This is a genomic window from Paracoccus sp. (in: a-proteobacteria) (assembly GCF_032007265.1).
Lineage (GTDB): Bacteria > Pseudomonadota > Alphaproteobacteria > Rhodobacterales > Rhodobacteraceae > Paracoccus.
Genome location: NZ_DALZMB010000024.1, coordinates 22,711 through 41,398 on the forward strand (window position 1 = coordinate 22,711; position 18,688 = coordinate 41,398).

Annotated in this window: 16 protein-coding genes and 1 pseudogene; 9 read left to right on the forward strand and 8 right to left on the reverse strand. The window is 61.6% G+C overall.

The genetic code is table 11. The features are described 5' to 3' along the window. Window positions 1-9 precede the first annotated feature (9 nt). Window positions 10-2,133 carry a sigma-54-dependent Fis family transcriptional regulator gene (locus RTS12_RS07345; protein ID WP_312526966.1) on the reverse strand — a complete coding sequence of 708 codons (2,124 nt, stop codon included), beginning with the start codon at window positions 2,131-2,133 and terminating at the stop codon, window positions 10-12. 318 nt (window positions 2,134-2,451) lie between these two features. On the opposite strand from RTS12_RS07345, the gene RTS12_RS07350 reads away from it, so the two are divergent. Further along, complete coding sequence (locus RTS12_RS07350) at window positions 2,452-4,257, forward strand: NAD(P)/FAD-dependent oxidoreductase (RefSeq protein WP_312526968.1); 1,806 nt, start codon at window positions 2,452-2,454, stop codon at window positions 4,255-4,257. Window positions 4,258-4,343: 86 nt separating this feature from the next. Here RTS12_RS07350 and RTS12_RS07355 read toward each other — a convergent pair whose 3' ends face one another. The 3 genes from RTS12_RS07355 to RTS12_RS07365 are packed head-to-tail and all read right to left on the reverse strand — an operon-like array spanning window position 4,344 to window position 6,220. Then, window positions 4,344-4,889, reverse strand: coding sequence for a biotin transporter BioY (locus RTS12_RS07355; protein ID WP_312526970.1), 546 nt, complete (start codon window positions 4,887-4,889; stop codon window positions 4,344-4,346). Between the two features lies 1 nt (window position 4,890). Further along, window positions 4,891-5,511 carry an energy-coupling factor transporter transmembrane protein EcfT gene (locus tag RTS12_RS07360; RefSeq protein WP_312526972.1) on the reverse strand — a complete coding sequence of 207 codons (621 nt, stop codon included), beginning with the start codon at window positions 5,509-5,511 and terminating at the stop codon, window positions 4,891-4,893. Then, a complete protein-coding gene (locus RTS12_RS07365) occupies window positions 5,486-6,220 on the reverse strand; it encodes an ABC transporter ATP-binding protein (protein ID WP_312526974.1) in 735 nt (244 codons plus the stop codon). Before RTS12_RS07365 ends, RTS12_RS07360 begins: the two co-directional genes overlap by 26 nt. 234 nt (window positions 6,221-6,454) lie before the next feature. Between RTS12_RS07365 and RTS12_RS07370 the strand changes: the two genes are divergently transcribed. From RTS12_RS07370 to RTS12_RS07400, 7 genes are all read left to right on the forward strand, one after another. Next, window positions 6,455-7,084: a glutathione binding-like protein gene (locus RTS12_RS07370; protein ID WP_312526976.1), complete on the forward strand. Its 630-nt coding sequence runs from the start codon at window positions 6,455-6,457 to the stop codon at window positions 7,082-7,084. Between the two features lie 318 nt (window positions 7,085-7,402). Then, on the forward strand, window positions 7,403-8,416 hold the full coding sequence (gene bioB / locus RTS12_RS07375) for a biotin synthase BioB (protein ID WP_312526996.1): 1,014 nt from the start codon (window positions 7,403-7,405) through the stop codon (window positions 8,414-8,416). Further along, on the forward strand, window positions 8,413-9,552 hold the full coding sequence (locus RTS12_RS07380) for an 8-amino-7-oxononanoate synthase (protein ID WP_312526978.1): 1,140 nt from the start codon (window positions 8,413-8,415) through the stop codon (window positions 9,550-9,552). Before bioB ends, RTS12_RS07380 begins: the two co-directional genes overlap by 4 nt. Then, entirely contained in the window at window positions 9,549-10,175 is a 627-nt protein-coding gene (bioD, locus tag RTS12_RS07385) for a dethiobiotin synthase (RefSeq protein ID WP_312526980.1), read from the forward strand. The genes RTS12_RS07380 and bioD overlap by 4 nt, the downstream gene beginning before the upstream one ends. Further along, entirely contained in the window at window positions 10,172-11,458 is a 1,287-nt protein-coding gene (bioA, locus tag RTS12_RS07390; RefSeq protein ID WP_312526982.1) for an adenosylmethionine--8-amino-7-oxononanoate transaminase, read from the forward strand. The genes bioD and bioA overlap by 4 nt, the downstream gene beginning before the upstream one ends. Continuing rightward, on the forward strand, window positions 11,455-12,087 hold the full coding sequence (locus RTS12_RS07395; RefSeq protein ID WP_312526984.1) for a pimeloyl-ACP methyl esterase BioG family protein: 633 nt from the start codon (window positions 11,455-11,457) through the stop codon (window positions 12,085-12,087). Before bioA ends, RTS12_RS07395 begins: the two co-directional genes overlap by 4 nt. Beyond that, window positions 12,084-12,845, forward strand: a complete 762-nt coding sequence (locus tag RTS12_RS07400; RefSeq protein ID WP_312526986.1) for a biotin synthase — start codon at window positions 12,084-12,086, stop codon at window positions 12,843-12,845. The genes RTS12_RS07395 and RTS12_RS07400 overlap by 4 nt, the downstream gene beginning before the upstream one ends. On the opposite strand, the gene RTS12_RS07405 is transcribed toward RTS12_RS07400, so the two are convergent. Further along, window positions 12,842-13,441: a GntR family transcriptional regulator gene (locus tag RTS12_RS07405; protein WP_312526988.1), complete on the reverse strand. Its 600-nt coding sequence runs from the start codon at window positions 13,439-13,441 to the stop codon at window positions 12,842-12,844. The two genes, RTS12_RS07400 and RTS12_RS07405, sit on opposite strands and share 4 nt — an antisense overlap. Before the next feature lie 285 nt (window positions 13,442-13,726). Between RTS12_RS07405 and RTS12_RS07410 the strand changes: the two genes are divergently transcribed. After that, a complete protein-coding gene (locus tag RTS12_RS07410) occupies window positions 13,727-14,701 on the forward strand; it encodes a glycosyltransferase (protein WP_312526990.1) in 975 nt (324 codons plus the stop codon). Between the two features lie 34 nt (window positions 14,702-14,735). On the opposite strand, the gene RTS12_RS07415 is transcribed toward RTS12_RS07410, so the two are convergent. From RTS12_RS07415 to RTS12_RS07425, 3 genes and pseudogenes are all read right to left on the reverse strand, one after another. Then, window positions 14,736-16,190 (reverse strand): peptidoglycan -binding protein, encoded by a 1,455-nt coding sequence (locus tag RTS12_RS07415; RefSeq protein ID WP_312526992.1) that lies wholly within the window; start codon window positions 16,188-16,190, stop codon window positions 14,736-14,738. A gap of 403 nt (window positions 16,191-16,593) precedes the next feature. After that, a pseudogene (locus RTS12_RS07420) lies at window positions 16,594-17,733 on the reverse strand (hypothetical protein); the annotation flags it as partial. Between the two features lie 297 nt (window positions 17,734-18,030). Next, on the reverse strand, window positions 18,031-18,582 hold the full coding sequence (locus tag RTS12_RS07425) for a gamma-glutamylcyclotransferase (RefSeq protein WP_312526994.1): 552 nt from the start codon (window positions 18,580-18,582) through the stop codon (window positions 18,031-18,033). Window positions 18,583-18,688: the final 106 nt, after the last annotated feature.

The following is an 18,688-nucleotide window of genomic DNA, read 5'->3' on the forward strand; positions in this document are numbered from 1 at the left end:
GCCGCCCGATCAGCCGCCCCCTGCCCCTTCAAGCCCGAAACGACGCATCCGGCGATGGATGGTCGAGCGATCGACCCCCAACCGCCTTGCGCAAAGCGAGATATTTCCGCCAGACAAGGCCAGCATCTGCGCCAATGCCATGGCCTCGGATGTCGCGCGAGGTTGCGTCGGGTCAGTTCCCAGAATGCCTAATCCAGCCTCTAGGCTGAGCGCCCCATTGACCGCCGATGCTGCAAGACGGCGGGTAACAAAGCCCAGCTCGCGCAGATTGCCTGACCATGGGCGCTGGCTAAGCGCGCGCAGCAATTCGGGTGCGATCTCGATCCGGCGACCGGCAGCCTGATTGATCATGCCTTCGGCCAGCCACAACAAATCTTGTCTTTCGCAAAGGGGCGGCAGCGCCAAGATCGCCCCGCACAGGCGGTAATAGAAATCCGCGCGCAGAGCTGCGCCCCCGCGCGGATCTAGGCTCACGCGCGGATCGCCTGCTGCGCGGGGCCCCTTTCCTGCGTGCGAGCCCGACCCCGCGATTTCGGCCCCTTGATTGGCGCCATAATCTTCCCGGTGATCAGGCCTGTGATCAGCCCCGATCTGGCCTGCCCGAACCCTTGCCTCAAGCTGAGACGAAGACAGCTGGCTGGTGGCGATCACCCTCAGATCCAGCGGCACAGGCCGCAACCCGCCAAGCGGCACATAGCCCCCTTCGGCCAAAAGCCGCGAAAGACGCATCTGCAACCGTATCGGCACGTCCTCGACGTTTCGCAAGATCAGCGTGCCGCCCTGCAATTCGGACAAAAGACCGGGCTGATTTTGGCGGGCTGCCATACGCCCCAGCAGCTGCGCATCGGCATTGGCATCGCCCAGATCACCCGCCTCAAGCACCAACAGCGGGCCGCGGCCCGATAGCTCATGGATCTTGCGCGCAAGCGTCAGCTTGCCCGTGCCGCTTGCCCCGGTGACAAGGATCGGCAGGCGAGAGGATGCAAGCTCGGCCGCACGGGCAAGCAAGGCAGAGATGTGTTGATCCTGGCCTGCAAGTCCAAGCAAGGCCTTGGGCAGCGCTGCGGCGGCGGGTGATGGCAGCCCGCTTTGACGGCGCGGCAGCGCCAATGGGCGCGGCTCGATTGCATGGGCGTAAAGGCGATGGCCATCGCGCGTTTCAATCAGCCGTTCCATCGCCGCACGCTCCCGCGTCAGATCGTCCAGCCGATCGATGCGGATGTTCAAAAAGTCAGAAACCGGGCGCCCGATAATCTGTTCCGGCCGCCGCCAGCTGAGGGCATCCGCCCGCGCCAGAATCCGCATGGCCCCATGCGTCGCACCGATGATGCGCCCCGCGCCGTCCAGCGAAAGCGCCGCTTCGGGATCGACATCCAGAAAGTCGGGGCTGCCTGCCAGCCGCAAAACCCATTCGCGGCGGCTTTCGGCCATGATATTGGCCATTTCCATCCGCCGCGCAGCCTGTGTCACCAGATTAAGCGCAAGGGATTGGCTGGCACGCGGCTGGGGCGATGAAAGCAGCGAGATATCGACCGCTGCCACCAGCCCGCCCTGCGTGTCATAGATCGGCGCTGCCGTGCATGACAGCGCCGCATGGGTGACGTCGAAATGATCGGTCTGATGAATGATCAGCGCCTCGCCGGTTTCAAGGCAGGCACCCAATGCGCAGGTGCCGGCACGCGCCTCGGACCATTCAGCCCCCAGATAAAGCCCACTTTTGCGCAATGCCGCCTTTTGCGCCTCGTCACCCAGATATTCGACCGTGACGCCGGTGCGATCCGACAGCATCAGAACATAGTTCTGGCCCGCGACCCAAGCGTAAAGCTGCTCGAAACCCGATCGGATGATCCGCACCAGCTTTTCAGCACGCTGGCGATGTTCGCGCAGCTCGGCATCCGTGACGATATGGGCACCAGCGCGCTGGCTGGGATCCAAACCGTGCAGGTTCAAACAGCGCAGCCAGCTTTCAATGACAATCGGATCGCGCCCGCCCAAGGCGGCAGTTCCCGCCCCCGACAAAGCGCCCCTGGCGCGGTCATCGCGCGGGTTAAGGTTCGGATCGCGCTGCTGGCTGCGCTCTTGCCTGCGCGAGACATCTTCGATTTCGCGAATATGGTGGCTGTCGCCCGACATGACGCATCCTCTCTGCGGGCAAAGGTTAACTTGCCGATATGCCAGCGCAAAGCGCCTTTTCGTTAAGGCATGCCTTGGTCTTGGATCCGAGCCGGAACCAGCGATGCGCGAGGCGCGACTGTGGCGTCTTGTGCAACACTCAAATCCCGCAAGTCATTGATTTCGCGCGATCGAAAGTTTTCGCTTTGGGGGCGTCGCCCCATGCAAGCAGCATGGTTCCCTGATGGGCTTGGCATTCGGCCCAAGACGGACAAACCGGACGGCATTCGGGGAAGAGGAGCCCCGCTTGCTGCCCCCTTGAGCAGATCTGGAGGATATATGCTTGATCACACCCCGTTCCGAACCGAATTGGAAACGCTGGTTTCCCAGCTTCAGGACGCATTGGTGGCGCAAGACCCCGCGCGCGTGGCGGGTCTGTTTCTGGATGATGCCTATTGGCGTGATCTGGCAGCCTTTACCTGGAACCTCAAAACCCTAGAGGGCCCGGCGCAGATCCGCGATATGGCAAAGGCCCAGCTTGGCCATATCATCCCCCAATCGATCGCCCTTGATCCGCGCGAAAGCGTGACCTTTGCCGATGGTGTGACCGAAGGCTGGCTGACCCTTGAAACCGCCACAGGACGGGGCGTGGGGCATATCCGCACCAAGAATGGCAAGATCTGGACGCTTCTGACCACTTTGCACGAGCTGAAGGGCCACGAAGAGCCGCGCGGTCTGCGCCGCCCCATGGGCGCCGAACATGGCCATGATCCGAACCGCCGCACCTGGAAGGAAAAGCGCGAGGATGAGGCCGCCAGCCTGGGCTTTGAAACTCAGCCCTATGTGCTGGTGATCGGCGGTGGTCAGGGCGGGATCGCGCTTGGCGCGCGGCTGCGCCAATTGGGTGTCTCTGCGATCATCGTCGACAAGCATCCCCGGCCCGGCGATCAATGGCGCAACCGTTATAAGTCGCTTTGCCTGCACGATCCGGTTTGGTACGACCACCTGCCCTATATTCCCTTCCCTGACAATTGGCCGGTCTTTGCCCCCAAGGACAAGGTCGGGGACTGGCTAGAGATGTATACCAAGGTGATGGAGCTGAATTATTGGTCCTCGACCACAGCGAAATCGGCGGAATATGACGCGGCCAAAGGCGAATGGTCCGTCGTGGTCGAGCGTGATGGCCGCGAGATCACCCTGCATCCCAAACAATTGGTGCTGGCCACGGGCATGTCCGGCAAGGCCAATGTACCGACCTTTCCGGGTCAGGATATTTTCAAGGGCGAGCAGCAGCATTCCAGCCAACACCCCGGCCCCGATGCCTATCAGGGCAAAAAGGTCGTGGTGATCGGGGCGAACAATTCAGCCCATGACATCTGCGCCGCACTTTGGGAGGGGGGGGCCGATGTAACCATGATCCAGCGCTCATCGACCCATATCGTCAAATCCGACAGCCTGATGGATATCGGATTGGGTGATCTCTACTCGGAAAAGGCCCTGGCAAACGGCATCACCACCGACAAGGCGGATATGATCTTTGCCTCACTGCCCTATGCGATCATGGCTGATTTTCAGGTGCCGATTTATAACAAGATCCGCGAAAGGGACGCCGATTTCTACAAGGCGCTTGAGGGCGCGGGCTTTATGCTGGACTTCGGCGATGATGACAGCGGGCTGTTCATGAAATACCTGCGCCGCGGCTCGGGCTATTACATCGATGTGGGGGCCTGTGATCTGATCATCGACGGCTCGATCAAGTTGAAATCGGGCGTCGATGTCGAAAGGCTGACGGAACATTCGGTGGTGCTTTCAGATGGCACCGAACTGCCCGCTGATCTGGTTGTCTATGCCACGGGCTATGGCTCGATGAATGGCTGGGCCGCTGATCTGATCAGTCAGGAGGTCGCCGATAAGGTCGGAAAATGCTGGGGGCTGGGCTCTGGCACCACCAAAGACCCCGGCCCTTGGGAGGGAGAGCAGCGCAATATGTGGAAACCCACCCAGCAAGAGGGCCTGTGGTTTCATGGCGGCAACCTGCACCAATCGCGCCATTATTCGCGCTATCTGTCCCTGCAACTGAAGGCACGGGCCGAGGGGATCGCAACCCAGGTCTACGGGCTGCAAGCCCCCCATCACCTTCGCTAGCGCAGAACATGAAAAAGGGCCGAGAAGCGGATGCGCTTCCCGGCCCCAATCGTAATAGCAATCCCCAGCCCCCCAGATCTCCCGGATCAGGCGCGCGAGCTGACCACGCTGGGACGCAGGCGGCTGATAGTTTGTGTCACCAGCCCCGCCAAAACCGCCTTGATCGCGTCGCCCGCCAGGAACGGCAAGGTCAGCGCATAGGCCTCGGGAAAGGTTTTGCCCAGAATATAGGCCATCCCCGCCGCGCCGGTCACCGATAGCAACAGCATCGGCCCTAGGACCGCCCCCGCGACAGCTGCGATGCTGATGGGCGCGCGGCGCCAATGTTCGACGACCCAGCCTGCGACGAAAGCCGCGACAGGAAAGCCCAGAATATAGCCCATCGTCGGCCCGGCCAGAACACCAAGCCCGCCGCGCCCGCCAGAAAAGATCGGCAATCCCGCAAGCCCCAAGACCACAAACAGCAAGACCGCCAAAAATCCGCGTCTCGCGCCCAGAACCGTACCGGCCAGCATGACGCCAAAGGTCTGCAAGGTGATCGGCACCCCCGAGATCAGATCGATCCGCGGCATCAGCCCCAAGACGGCAATCAGCGCCGCAAACAAGGCGATATGGGCAAGGCTGCGTTCCATTCTATTTTCCTTCTGTCTGGCGCGCGGGCATGACCCCGCCTCTTGCCCGCAAAGCTTCTGCAACATGATCGGCTTCGTCCAATGCGGCAAGGGTCAAAGGCAAGGCCAGCCGCCAGCCTGCGCGCTTTGGCGAACGTGCCCGCCAGGCCAGCGCCAAAGCCTGCTGCTTTTGCAGCAAAACCGGGGCAAATCGGATCACCAGCGCCATGGACAGCGCAACCGCGCGCGGATTAAGCCCAAGCAGGCGCAAAGGGCCAAGCATCCCCTCGAAAAGCGCGATCATTTCGGCGATGGGGGTTGTCAGCGTGACAAGATTGGCAGCACCCACCGCCAGCAACATACGCCCAATCAGGCCAAGGCCGCCCTGCCAATCGCCAAAAAACCCATGCCAGATCCCCAGGATCAGGACAAAGGGCCATAACGGCCAAAGCGCGCGCAACCCCGCCCACAAAAGATCGCGCCCCAATGCGGCGTAAAGCGCGATCAGGCCAAGTGCGGCCAGACCAAGCCCCAGCGGGGACAGGCGAAAGATCGCAATGCTTGCCAGCGCCAGCACGACCAGTTTGACCGCCGCCGGCCACCGATGTGCGGGGGTCTTACGCGGATGGGTCAGCGTCAGCATCGCGTGCCCCGATCTGGGTCATGGCGTCATGAAAAGCGGGCAAGACCTGTTGCGGGGACCCATCCATGGCGACTTGTCCGGCCTCTAGCCAGATCACGCGATCAGCGCTTTCGGCATGCAGCGGGTCATGGGTGATGGTGATCAACCGCTGCTTCAACCCCTTCAGGCGACGCGCCAGCCGTATCCGCGTCGGAAGATCCAGCGCCGCAAAAGGTTCATCCAGCAAAATCGTATGCGGGGCCATCATCAAGATCGCCTCAAGGCAAATCCATTGCTTTTGGCCATGGCTGAGATTGTGGATCAGCCGATCCTGCCAATCCTTGCGCCCGATCGCCGAAAGGTGGTCACGCACCTGTTTGCTTGCCTCGGCCTTGCCAAGCCCCTGCTGACGCAGCCCAAAGGCCAGCTCTTCAAAGACAGTGGGGAAGATGATCTGATGATCGGGATTTTGAAACAGAATACCGATACGCGACAGCATCGCCTTGCGATCGCTCGCCGGATCAATCCCCGCCACCCGCACCTTGCCCAAGCTTGGCGCAAGCAAACCCGCCGCAAGCCGCAAGAACGTGGTCTTTCCAGCGCCATTGCGACCAATCACCGCCACACGCGCCTCGGTGATGGCAAGGCTGATCGGGCCAAGCAAGCAGCGGCCATCCACCTCTAGCTGGGCGCTGTCAAAGATCAGGGAATCGTCGCTTGTCATGCTCATGCCGCAGCCTTAGCCGCCCCAGATGCCAGATGCAAAAGCCAGTTTCAGGGGCCGAGTATCCCGCAATTGCTGCCCCATGCACCCAACCGCCCGCCAAGCGCCCGCGCCAAGAGCGGCGTGGTTACGCCCAGGCGCGTAACCCGCGCGGCCCCCTTGGGAACAATCATGGTGCTGCCGCGCTGGGTTTTGTAAAGTTCGCACAGGCCGCAACCCGGCCGCTTCAAGGAGACATAGATGATCACGCTCTTTTACTCGCCCGGTGCCTGCTCTTTGGCGCCACATATCGTGCTGGAATGGGTCGGCGCGCCTTACAAGGCTGTGAAGGTTCGCATCGGCTCGCCCGAAATTCTTGCCGTCAACCCCACGGGCGCTGTCCCCGCCATCGCCGAGGATGACGGCTGGCATCTGACGCAGGCCTCGGCGATCCTTGATTACATCGCCAGCCAACACCCCGAGGCCGATCTGGGCGGCGGGCAATCCCCGCGCGAAAAGGCCGAGACCCATAAATGGGCGGCCTTCATGACCAGCGATCTGCATTGCTCGTTCTGGCCGGTCTTCATGTCGGGCCGCTTCACCACCGATCCCAGCGAAGAAGCCAAAGCCGAGGTCGTCGAGGCCGCAAAGATCATGGTCGCCAAGAAGCTTGATGTGCTGAACGATCATCTGGCGGGGCGTGAGTGGATGGTGGGCGAAGGCAAGGGCAAGCGCTCTTACGTTGATGCCTATGCTTTCCCGATGCTGCGCTGGGGCGCTCAGGTTCTGCCCGAAGGGCTGGCGCGCTGGCCCAATCTGCAAGCCCTTGTTGATCGCCTTTCGGCAGATCCGGCGGTGCAAAAGGTCTTGGCCAGCGAAGCCTCTGCCTGAATTTGCATCACTTTCGGGGGCCAGACTGGCCCCCGCTTTCTTTGCTTTGCCTTTTTCCCGCCTGATCCGCCCAAACGGGCGTCACTTCGCAAGGCCGTCTTGAGCCAAGACCGCACCTCCCCCTTGGCCAAGCCCAAAACGACCGCTCAAGCCCAGCGTCCCCCCACATTTTCGCCAAGCGCCATGCGATAGCTGACATGGGCAGCTTTCGGATGTGTTTTCACACATTTTTATCTATTATTATGTAAACGCCTGATTTTGATTCCACCTATCGCAGTCATTTTATAGACAATCTGCAACCGATTCTAACAAACCAAGATCGAGGGCAGTAATTTGGATCATGTCAGCGCAAAAATAATCTATAATTTACCCTTCATGGAACTGCTTCATCAGGCCCATGTGGTTCACCTTGCGCATTTCGACCCAAACTACGTCCAGCGCTCGAAATTGCTTTCAATCAAGACAGGCGGCTGCCCCGAGGATTGCGCCTATTGTTCGCAATCTGCCCGCAATGGCGCGAAGCTGTCGGCCTCGAAACTGCTCGAGATCGAGCGCGTGATCGCCGAGGCCCGCAAGGCCAAGGCGCAAGGTGCGACCCGCTATTGCATGGGCGCGGCATGGCGCTCGCCCAAGGATCGCGACATGGCGGCGATTGTAGCGATGGTCGCGGGGGTCAAGGCGCTTGGCATGGAAACCTGCATGACGCTTGGCATGCTGGACGCCGAGCAAGCCCATGCGCTGCGCGCGGCCGGGCTGGATTACTACAACCACAATGTCGATACATCCGAGGCCTATTATCCGACGATCATCTCGACCCGCAGCTTTGCAGATCGCCTGGAAACGCTGGAACATGTCCGGGATGCGGGCATCAACGTCTGCTCGGGCGGCATTCTGGGCATGGGCGAAACGGCGCAGGACCGCATTTCCATGCTGGTCACCTTGGCAAACCTGCCCCAGCCGCCGCAATCGGTGCCGCTTAACATGCTGATGCCGATGGCGGATACGCCGCTGGCCGATGTGTCCCCGCTCGACCCATTTGAATTCGTGCGCACGGTTGCGCTGGCGCGCATTCTGATGCCTCAATCGCATCTGCGCCTTTCAGCCGGGCGCAGCAAGATGAGCGATGAAATGCAGGCTTTGTGCTTTTTCGCCGGGGCCAATTCGATCTTTGTGGGCGATACGCTGTTGACGGCCGACAACCCCGAAGAAGACCGTGACGCCCAGTTGTTCGCCCGCCTTGGCCTGCATAGCCAGGCAAGTGCGCCGCCAAAGGCACCTGCAGCACCCCCTGATCTGAAAATGCACGCCCTGCATAGTCAGGTCACCCCATGAGCCATTTCCCCGGCCTGGCATCCGGGCTTGAGGCCTTGGAACAGCGCGCAAGGCTGCGCGCGCTTTCCTGCCCTGCCGGGCGCGATTTTGCCTCGAATGATTATCTTGGTCTGGCGGGCTCGGCGCTGCTGGCCGATGCGGCACGTGACGGGCTGGCGCGCGGCTTACCCCTGGGGGCTGGGGCATCGCGGCTATTGCGCGGCAATCATGGTGAGCACGAGGCCCTTGAGGCAGAGGCCGCGCGCTTTTTCGGAACGCAAGCCGCGCTGTTTCTGGGCGGAGGCTTTCAGGCCAATCTGGCGATCCTGTCATGCCTGCCACGGGCGGGCGATCTGGTCTTGCATGATGCCCTGGTGCATGCCAGCAGCCATGACGGTATCCGCCTGGGCCGCGCCACCGCCCGCCCCTTTCGTCACAATTGCCCCCAATCGCTGCGCGAGGCTGCGCTGGCATGGCGTCACTCTGGCGCCAAGGGCAGGCTTTGGATTGCCGTCGAAAGCCTTTATTCGATGGAGGGGGACTTTGCCCCCCTTGTCGATTTTGCCCGTATCGCCACCGAATTCGACGCGGTCCTGATCGTCGATGAGGCCCATGCAACTGGCCTTTATGGGCCAGATGGCCGCGGGCTTGGGTATGCGCTGTACCAGATTGCAGATCTTGCGCTGATCTCATTGCACACCTGCGGCAAGGCGCTTGGTGCAAGCGGTGCGCTGATCACGGCAGACAGGTTGGTCATTGATACGCTGATCAATCGCGCGCGCCCCTTTATCTATGCAACCGCACCTTCGCCGCTGATGGCGGGTGTTGTGCGTGCCGCGCTGCGTGCGCTGCAAGATCAGCCCCAGTTGATGGCGCGCGCAACCGCCTTGCGCGAACATGCCAATGAGCAGGCGGTGCGCATTTGCGGTCTCAGCCCAAGTGGCAGCCAGATCCTGCCCTTTCCGGTTGGCTGCGATCAGCGCGCCTTGCAACTTAGCGCGCAGCTGCGCGAAGCCGGCTTTGATCTGCGTGCCATCCGCCCGCCCACCGTTCCGAAAGGCGCGGCAAGGCTGCGGATCTCGATCTCGGGGGGCGTCAGCAGCGACGACATCACCGAGCTTTTCACCACATTATCCCGCCTTCAGGAGCTGACATGAGCGCGATCATTGTCACCGGAACCGATACCGGCATCGGCAAAACCATTTTCAGCGCAGGCCTGACCCAGGCGCTTGACGCGACCTATTGGAAACCCATCCAATCCGGGCTTGACGAGGAAACCGACAGCCAGACCGTGGCCCGGCTCACCGGCAGGCCCACCCTTGCCGAGGCCTATCGCTTTGCCCTGCCCGCGTCGCCCCATCTGGCAGCCATGGCCGAAGGTGCCCGCATCCGCCCCGAAGGGCTGGCTATTCCCCATCATAGCGGCCCCCTGATCATCGAAGGGGCGGGCGGGCTGATGGTGCCGCTTGATGAGGGGCTGCTTTACGCCGATCAGATGGTCGCATGGCAAGCGCCCGTGATCTTATGCGCGCGCACGGCCCTCGGCACGATCAACCACACCCTGATGTCGATCGAGGTCATGCGCGCACGCGGGCTGAACCTGATCGGGGTGGCCTATATCGGCCCCGCTCATGGCGACAGCCCCGAAATCATCACCCGTTTGGGCCAGACCCGTAACCTTGGCACAATCCCCCCGTTGGAGCAGATCAACGCCCAGACCTTGGCGCAGGCCTTTACAGGCATAGATCTGGCCGCGATCCGGCAGGCCTTGGCACCATGAGCGCGATCGACTTTGACCGCGCCCATCTGTGGCACCCCTATGACAGCCCCATCACCCCCGGTCCCGTCCACGAGATCAGCGCGGCTGAGGGGGTCTGGTTGCAACGTGCGGATGGGGGCCGGATGATTGATGCCATGTCCTCGTGGTGGTGCGCGGTCCATGGCCATCGCCATCCCGCAATTACCACTGCCATGCATGATCAGCTGGCACGTATGCCCCATGTCATGTTCGGCGGGCTCACCCATCGCCCCGCAATCGAGCTGGGCCAACGTCTGGTCGCGATGTTGCCCCAAGGGCTGGACCGCATCTTTTATGCCGATAGCGGCTCGGTCGCGGTCGAGGTTGCCCTGAAAATGGCTTTGCAGGCTCAGATCGCGCGGGGCCATCTTGATCGCACCAGCTTTGCCGCGCTGCGTGGCGGCTATCATGGCGATACCTGGAAGGCGATGAGCCTGTGCGATCCGGTGTCGGGAATGCACGGCCATTTCGGCGCGGCCCTGAAGGCCGAGTACTTTTTGCCAGCGCCCCCTGTGGCCTTTGGCGCACCCTGGCCCGCAGATCCAAATCTGAACGGTCTGGCTGATCTCGACCAGCTTTTCGCGCGCCATGCCCAGAAAATCGCCGCATTGATCCTAGAGCCGGTGGTCCAAGGCGCGGGCGGGATGCGCTTTTACCATCCCGCCTATCTGCAAGGCGCGCGCGCAATTTGCGATCACTATGGGGTCATGCTGATCTTGGACGAGATCGCGACGGGCTTTGGCCGCACGGGTCGCCTTTTCGCGATGGATCATGCGGGGATCACACCAGACATACTTTGCCTGGGCAAGGCGCTGACGGGGGGCCATATCACCTTTGCAGCAACCGTTGCGACGGCCGAGGTGGCGCAGGCCATTGCCTCGGCCAGTCCGGGGATCTTCATGCATGGCCCGACCTTCATGGCCAATCCACTGGCCTGCGCTGCCGCTTGCGCCAGTCTTGACCTGATCGCACAAAACCAATGGCCCGCGCAAATCGCCGCGATCGAGGCCCAGCTGCGCGACGAACTGGCACCAGCGCGCGATCTGCCCGGTGTGGCCGATCTGCGCATTCTGGGCGCGATCGGCGTGATCGAGATGAAGGCGCCGCTTGATATGGCCCGCGTTCATGCATCGGCGCTGCAAAGCGGGGTCTATTTGCGCCCCTTTGGACGCCTTCTTTATACCATGCCACCCTATATCACCTCTAAGGCCGAGCTGTCGCAGATCACCGCAGCAATGCTGACACAAGCAAGCGTCGCGCCATGAGAACGCAGTGGCTGCAACACCGTGAGGCGGACCGGCTGATCGTGATCTTTGGCGGCTGGGCGCTTGGACCAGCCCCCTTTGCCCATCTGACCGGCGCTGAGGACGTCCTTTTTGTCGAGGATTGGCGTCTTTTGGATCATGACCTGTCAGAATGTGGTGCCTATGCGCGCTGCGATCTGATCGCTCACAGCTTTGGCGTGGCCGCCGCGGGCCATTGGCTGGCCGAGCAAACCGCCAAAGATCGGCCCAACCCGTTCACGCGCAAAATCGCCATCAACGGCACGCTTGATCCCTGCCACGAACAGCGTGGCATCCCCCCCGAACTGGTGCGCGCCACCGCCGATCAGCTTGATCTTGAGAACCTGCGCCGATTTTGCAAACGCGCCGGCGCGCCTGCGCCAACCGCCCCCGATGTCAGTGCCCTTCGCGCCGAATTGCGGGCGGTCCTGACGCGCGGTCCAGCACCTTCGCCCGGCTTTGACCGCATCTGGCTGGGACAAGGTGATCGCATTTTTCCGCCCGCGGCACTTGCGCTTGGCTGGCAGGACCAACACCTGCCGATCACCTGGCTAAAGGCCGGGCATACGCCATTTTCGCTTTGGCAGCATTGGTCCGAGGTTCTGGCATGAGCGCGGATGAGCTTGATCGCATCGCCCGCAGCTTTCACCGCCACCGTGCAAGCTATGACGCCAGCGCAAGACCGCAGCGAGTGATTGCGCGGATGCTGGCACGACGCCTGCAGAGCTGCGCGGGACCGCGAGACTTTGGGCGGGTTCTGGAATTTGGCGCAGGCAGCTATCATTTCAGCCGCGCCCTGCATGCCCGATTTTCCATATCAGAGCTGTGGTTGAACGACCTTGCCCCCCATCCCCTGCCCGATGATCTGCGCGGCAATTCCCAGCTGCTACCCGGCCCGATCGAAAGGGCCATAATCCCAACCGGGCTGGATCTGGTGGCCTCCGCCTCGACGATCCAATGGCTCGCCGGACCCGCCCAAGCCCTGAGCAGACTTTGCGCCAATGTGCGCCCCGGCGGGTGGCTTGCGGTTTCGGGCTTTGGGCCGCGGCAGTTTCACCAGATTGTCAGCCTGACCGGCCCAGATGCCTGCGCGCCCGCGCTGATGGATGCAGCCACATTGGCCCAAGCGCTGCCCGACGGCTGGCAGATCCATGATTGCGCCATGGCCGAACGCGTGCAGAGTTTCGCCAGCCCACAGGCAATGCTTGCCCATTTGCGCCTGACTGGCGTCAACGGATTGGCCAAAAAAGGCTGGACGCGGCGCGATCTAGCACAATTTTGCAACCAATATCAGCATCGCTTTGCCACCCCATCAGGCGGGGTCGGCCTAAGCTGGAATCCCGTCTGGATGATCGCCCGTCGCCTTTAGCCCAGCCGCGTCAGGTGGCGTTCCAAGACCTTGGCCGCCGCCCCAGCATCGCGCTTATGGATCGCGGCCATGATCGCGCGATGGTCCAGATCAACGCGCTTTTTCCAACGCGTGCGGTAATGGTTCAGCATGTGTCGGGCGGCAAGCATTTGCAGACTTGCCACCTCGTCGATCAGCCGCGCCATGCCACAGGCAACAATAGTGGCCAGATGGAATTCGCGGTTCAGCGCCTCCCATGTCAGAATGTCATCGGCCTCGTCGCATTTTTGACGCAAAGCCTCGGCTGCGGCGATCTGGTCCACGCTCAGATTTGGGACCGAATGGGCCAAGGCCACCGGCTCTAGCGCTTGGCGCATGACCCGCAGTTCGCGCTGCGCCTCGCCATCAAGGGGGGCTACGCGCATGCCCTGACGCGGGCGGCTGATCGCCAGCCCCTTGGCCTCCAGCCGCAAAAGCGCCTCGCGCACGGGAACATGACTCATGCCGTAATCCCGGGCGATATGGTCCTGACGCAGCTTTTCACCCGGCTGCAATTCACCGTGCAAAATCTTCAGCACCAGTGCCTCGGTCAGGGTATCAGAGGATTTGTCCGGCATCGATCATCGCCCTATTCGGGATTTTGCTATCTGGTTAGGCCATAGCGATCAGACGGGCAAGCATGGGGTGGGCACTCCCTTGAAATTGCGTCAAATCATCGCTTGAATTTAGTTCCCGACCCGTCATGAATTTTGACCGACAAAGCCAGAAATAGGCCATTTTTAGCCGATTAATGCACAGAAAAGGCCAAATTTCGCCGATCCGGCCAATCAGAAAAACTGCTCCTCGTGGTTGTGGTTAATTCTGGATTTACACCACGAGACCTGCATCTATTTAACTGAAATATGCAGCCGCCGATTTTCTCATCCCAGTTCAAACCGTCATCCGATCTTGCGGTGATTGTCGCATGTGATGCCAATTACCTGCCCTATGCGGCGACGCCTGCGCTGCAAATGGCCGCGCAAAGCAATCGGCACTATGACGTGCTGATTGGCGGCCCCGAGGCGATCGAGCTGCCCCAAAGCCTGGCGAATGCAGGGATCGGTCATGTTTCGGCCAAGGATCACGCCCTGCTGGACGCGCTGCCGCTGGATGCCCGACGCTCGCTTGCGACCTATATGGAGCTGTTTTTGGGCACGGCGCTGCGCGGGATCTATCGCCGTATTCTGGTGATAGATGCCGACATTTTGTACGAACGCGGCGATCTGGCCCGGCTTTTGTCGGCCGATATGCTGGGTCATGCCGTGGCGGCCGTGCGCGACAATCGCCAGTGGCGCACTCCCGGCCGCAAAGTGGCCGAGTTTCGCAAACTAGGCGAGCCCGCCCATCCTTATTTCAATGCAGGTGTCGTGATGATCGACACCGAGGCATTCGCCGAACAAGACCTGCCCCAGCGTGCCAGTGTCTTTGCGCGCGCACATCTGGCAGGGCTGGGGCGCGATCAGGCATTGATGAACGGGATGCTAAAAGGCGATTGGGCCGAGATCAGCCCGCTGTGGAACTGGCAGTTCACCTCTGCCTCATCGCATCTGACCACGATGGCCGACCCTTGCCTGATTCACTTCATCGGCACGCGCAAGCCCTGGCTGAACAGCTCAATCGGGGTTGTGCCCATGCGTATGCGGCGTGCATTCAGTGATGTGATCGAGGCACATTTCCCCCTGGGAAGCCCCGTTGATCAGCCCGAGCGCCGTCATTGGACCACTGCCCCTGCCTTGCGCGCAGCGCTGTTTCGGCAATGGCGCGCATCCGGGCAGATGCTGCGCTATCTGTCGCGGTTTGCGGACGAATACACTTTGGTGGACCCCCATATCAGCTAAAGGACCAACCACCTGCGATGGTTGGCCCTCTGCTTTAGCGCTCGGTCAATTTCAGTTCGATGCGGCGGTTTTGGGCGCGTGCCTCATCGCTGTCGCCACTGGCCACGGGGCGGGTATCACCAAAGCCGGTCGCGGCCAGACGATTGGCCGGGAAGCCCAGATCATCGGTCATATAGCGCACCACGGCCAGCGCGCGTGCCTGACTTAATTCCCAATTGTCCCGATAGCGCCCCTGCCCCGACAGCGGTTGGCTATCAGTGTGACCATCGACACGGATGATCCAGTCGATCTCGGGCGGGATTTCCGAAGAGATCTGGCCCAGCATCTGGGTGACATTTCGGATCTGCTCGCGCCCCGCGTCCGAAAGCGTTGCCTCGCCCGTCGGGAAAAGCACTTCGGAGGAAAAGACAAAGCGGTCTCCGACCACGCGAACGCCCTGACGGCCCTGCAGGATTTGCGACAGCCGCCCGAAAAACTCAGAGCGGTAGCGCGACAAATCGGCGGCCTCGGCCTCGGCCTTTTCACGGGCCTGCCGTTCCAGCTGGTTGCGTTTCTTTTCTTCCTCGGCGGCGCGAAGCAGCGCGACATTCAGCTGCTCACCCAGGTTTTCAATCTTGAGTTCGGATTGCTTTTTATCCTCTCCCGCCGCATCCAGCACCGCCTGAAGGCTGCCAAGTTGAACGCCCAAAGCCGCAACCTGCTGGTTCAAAAGCGCCAGACGCCGCTGATCTTCGCTGGACAGATCTTTCTGCTCGGTCAGCTTTTGTTGGGCCAAAGCAAGAAGAGCCGCCTGTTTCTCGGCCTCGCTCATCTGTTGATCCAGCTTGCCCGATAAATCGCCCTTGGCTGCCTCGGCCGCAGCCAAAAGCGTCAGGGTTTCCTCGGCCTTTTGGCGCTGCGCCTCCAGATCCAGGGTCATGGCCGTCAGCTCGGCCTGCGAGCTGGCAAGTTTGTCTTGCAACAATTTGGCCGCGGCCGCATCGGCCAGACGCGCGGCCTCGGCCTCGCTTAAGGCACCGCGAACCTTGGTCAGATCCGCCACCGTTTCGCCTTGCGTGCGGCGCAGATCCGCCAAAAGCGCCTCGATGGCTTCGCGGCGTGCGGCCGCCAATCGCGCGGCCTCGTGCTGGCTGTCGATCTCGCTGCGAGCCGCCCCAAGGTTACGCTCGGACTGGGCAAGACGCTCTTGTTCGGCGGCCAGGCGTTCCTGCTCGGCAGCCAGACGATCGCGCTCTGAGGCAAGGTCGCGCTCAAGCGTATCGGCACGCCCCTGCGAGGTCGAAAGCGCCCCGCTTAGGGTCGCGATTTCCGCGCCCAACTTATCCAGCTGGCTGCCCTGATCGGTAATGGTTTCGCGCAAAACCGCCTGCACCACCATCACAATGGTCAGTGCAAACATGATCACCATCAAAAGCGTCGTGACCGCATCGACATAGCCGGGCCAGATATTGCTGGCAAAGCGCGCATTATTGTTGCGACTAAGCCTCATCGCCCTGCCCCAATTTGCGAATTGCGCGGGTCAACGCGGCCATATCGCCGCGCAGATCAGCGATCATATCGGCGCGGGTCGCGGCCATTTCTTCGGCCATTTTGGCAAGCTGGTTGTCGATCGAGCGCAGTCGCATCTGCGCCTCGCGCAGCGCGGTCTCATCGACCTCGGAGTTGACCCCAGAGGCGGGCTGCGAGGGCGCCGTGACAACGACCTCGCGCGTGGAAAGCGCGATCAGGCGCTCTTGCCCCTCGGCAAGGCGGGCCAGAGCCTGAGCCGTCATGTCGGCGGACAATTTCCCGGTTTCATCGCGGGTCAGGAAATGTGCTGTCAATCGGTCCTGACCATCGGCCATGCGGATCATCGCGCCGTGGCGTCCCTGCCCCTCGCTGGTCGCCATCTGGCTTGCGGTTGCGATCTGTTGGCTCAGTTGCTGCTGCCCATCGGCCAGACGTAGCAAGATGGCCTGCAGTTCCCGCGTCTCTTTGGTCTGGCTCTCGCTGCCATCGTGCAAAACCGCTGCCAAACGGTCATTGCTTTCGGCCAGCCGTCCGTGACCATCGCTGAGCCGCTCGTGCCCCTCGACCATGCGCGACAGCGCCGCGCCCGTGATTTCGGCCTGCTTGCGAACGGCCTGCCCTTGGGACAGGATCTGCCCGGCCAGCGCCTCGATCGTTTGGCTTACGCCCAAAAGGCGCGCATCCGCCGCGGTGGTTTGTTCCTCGCGCGAGGCGTCACGGTTCAGATAAAACTCATGCAGATCCGCCATCTGCCCGCTGAGGTGATCCATAAAGCCCGCGATCACGGCCTGATCCAGGCCCTCGCCATCCGCGCCAGAAAGGCCAAGACGGGTAAAGCCCGACATCCACTCTTCCAGCTCGCGATAAAAGCGGTTCTGGCCGTGGCTTGCAAAAAGTTCGAGCAGGCCGACCACCAATGAGCCGGCAAGCCCCAAAAGCGAGCTGGAAAAGGCGGTGGCCATGCCGCCCAATTGCCCCTCAAGGCCCTGCATCAGCTTGTCAAAAAGCTGAAGCCCGGTTTCGCCTTCTTGGGGGTTCAGGGCACGAATTGTCTCCACGACCGCCGGGACCGTAGTGGCAAGGCCATAAAAGGTGCCCAAAAGCCCCAGAAAGATCAGCAGGTTCGACAGATAGCGCGTGATGTCGCGCGCTTCATCGATGCGAGCGGCGACGGAATCCAGGATCGAACGCGCCGAAGCGGTCGAAATGATCCCGCCCAAAGCGCCCCCGCTGCCCAAAAGGGCCGCCAAAGGGGCCAGCAATCGCGGTGCGTGATGCGGCGCCTCGGCACTTTCAACCGGCACGCCGCTCTCTAGGGCATTGCGCCTGCGGGCGGCAAATCTTTCGATCCAACTGACGGAATTGACCAGCTGGGCCACTTGCCAAAAGCACGTCAGCACGCCCAGCGCGAAAACCATCACGATGATGCCATTCAGCACCCGGTTCGCGGTGAAGATCGACACGATCCGGCCATAGGCGAACCAGCCCCCCGCCGCGACCAAGGCCAGCACGATCAGCATCATCACGATCTGGCGCACGGGCTGCGAGAATTGCGGCGGCTCGCCTGCACCAATGGGTCGCCCGGTGCTGCCACGAATCGCGCGGATCTTGCGGTCAGGCGCCTGAGCTGCGGTCTGGGTGCTGCCCGGCAAGCCGGGTCCGCGGGTATCAGCGTCAGACATCATCTTGCCCTGTTTTGGTAATCTTTGTGAAACACTAGAAAGGTATAGGGCGGTTGCCAAGCAATCCTATCGCCTCGAGGCAAATGCCGCGCGGTCCGGCGGCATTCCTGATGCACCTAAGGGATGACCCCGAGTTGACTAATGCGACGCACTCAGCAGCTGGCGGACCTGTCGGGCCAGATCCTCTAGCATCAGATCCTCTAGCCCGATCTGGGACAAATGGTGTGTGGTGTTGAACAGATAATCAGCATTCGGACCGCGCCCACCCACAGCCGAGGCGATGATGCGGGCCTGTTCGGCCAGGCTGACATCCCCCACATATTGGTCATGCTCGCGCCGCATGACATAGGTCACAGCCTGCACCCGCCGCCCGTCAGCAAGAAGCACGCCACGCACATCCTCGCGGTAAGCATTGGTCGCCAACTCACGTTGGCGCATATCATGCAGCGTCTGAGGCCAATCTTGCGCCGCAACCCGCAGTGCAAGCCCGGTGCAATGCCCCCCCTTATCCTCGTCCAGCGCAAGGACCAGGCCGGGGCGCTCTTGTGTGCCGCGATAGACGACGGATTGCATGCAAAAGCGCCGAACAAATCCATCGATGCGCGCGGTCACGCATTCCGCGACAGGAAAGCCGGGATCCCACATCAACGAGCCATAGGCAAAGACCCAGAATTCGGGTTCTTTCTGCACCTTCAGGTGAACTCCATCTGCGCCATCTATCCTTACCGCTAAAGTTAAGTCAGGAATGGTAACCTTCCAAGGTGGGCGACCCGTACGAGGCAGGAATGATGCGAAT

Bases quoted from the DNA above. Each gene is read 5' to 3' on its own strand.
- RTS12_RS07345 (WP_312526966.1), bottom strand. From the start codon at position 2,133: ATGTCGGGCGACAGCCACCATATTCGCGAAATCGAAGATGTCTCGCGC.
- RTS12_RS07350 (WP_312526968.1), top strand. From the start codon at position 2,452: ATGCTTGATCACACCCCGTTCCGAACCGAATTGGAAACGCTGGTTTCC.
- RTS12_RS07355 (WP_312526970.1), bottom strand. From the start codon at position 4,889: ATGGAACGCAGCCTTGCCCATATCGCCTTGTTTGCGGCGCTGATTGCC.
- RTS12_RS07360 (WP_312526972.1), bottom strand. From the start codon at position 5,511: ATGCTGACGCTGACCCATCCGCGTAAGACCCCCGCACATCGGTGGCCG.
- RTS12_RS07365 (WP_312526974.1), bottom strand. From the start codon at position 6,220: ATGAGCATGACAAGCGACGATTCCCTGATCTTTGACAGCGCCCAGCTA.
- RTS12_RS07370 (WP_312526976.1), top strand. From the start codon at position 6,455: ATGATCACGCTCTTTTACTCGCCCGGTGCCTGCTCTTTGGCGCCACAT.
- RTS12_RS07380 (WP_312526978.1), top strand. From the start codon at position 8,413: ATGAGCCATTTCCCCGGCCTGGCATCCGGGCTTGAGGCCTTGGAACAG.
- bioD (WP_312526980.1), top strand. From the start codon at position 9,549: ATGAGCGCGATCATTGTCACCGGAACCGATACCGGCATCGGCAAAACC.
- bioA (WP_312526982.1), top strand. From the start codon at position 10,172: ATGAGCGCGATCGACTTTGACCGCGCCCATCTGTGGCACCCCTATGAC.
- RTS12_RS07395 (WP_312526984.1), top strand. From the start codon at position 11,455: ATGAGAACGCAGTGGCTGCAACACCGTGAGGCGGACCGGCTGATCGTG.
- RTS12_RS07400 (WP_312526986.1), top strand. From the start codon at position 12,084: ATGAGCGCGGATGAGCTTGATCGCATCGCCCGCAGCTTTCACCGCCAC.
- RTS12_RS07405 (WP_312526988.1), bottom strand. From the start codon at position 13,441: ATGCCGGACAAATCCTCTGATACCCTGACCGAGGCACTGGTGCTGAAG.
- RTS12_RS07410 (WP_312526990.1), top strand. From the start codon at position 13,727: ATGCAGCCGCCGATTTTCTCATCCCAGTTCAAACCGTCATCCGATCTT.
- RTS12_RS07415 (WP_312526992.1), bottom strand. From the start codon at position 16,190: ATGAGGCTTAGTCGCAACAATAATGCGCGCTTTGCCAGCAATATCTGG.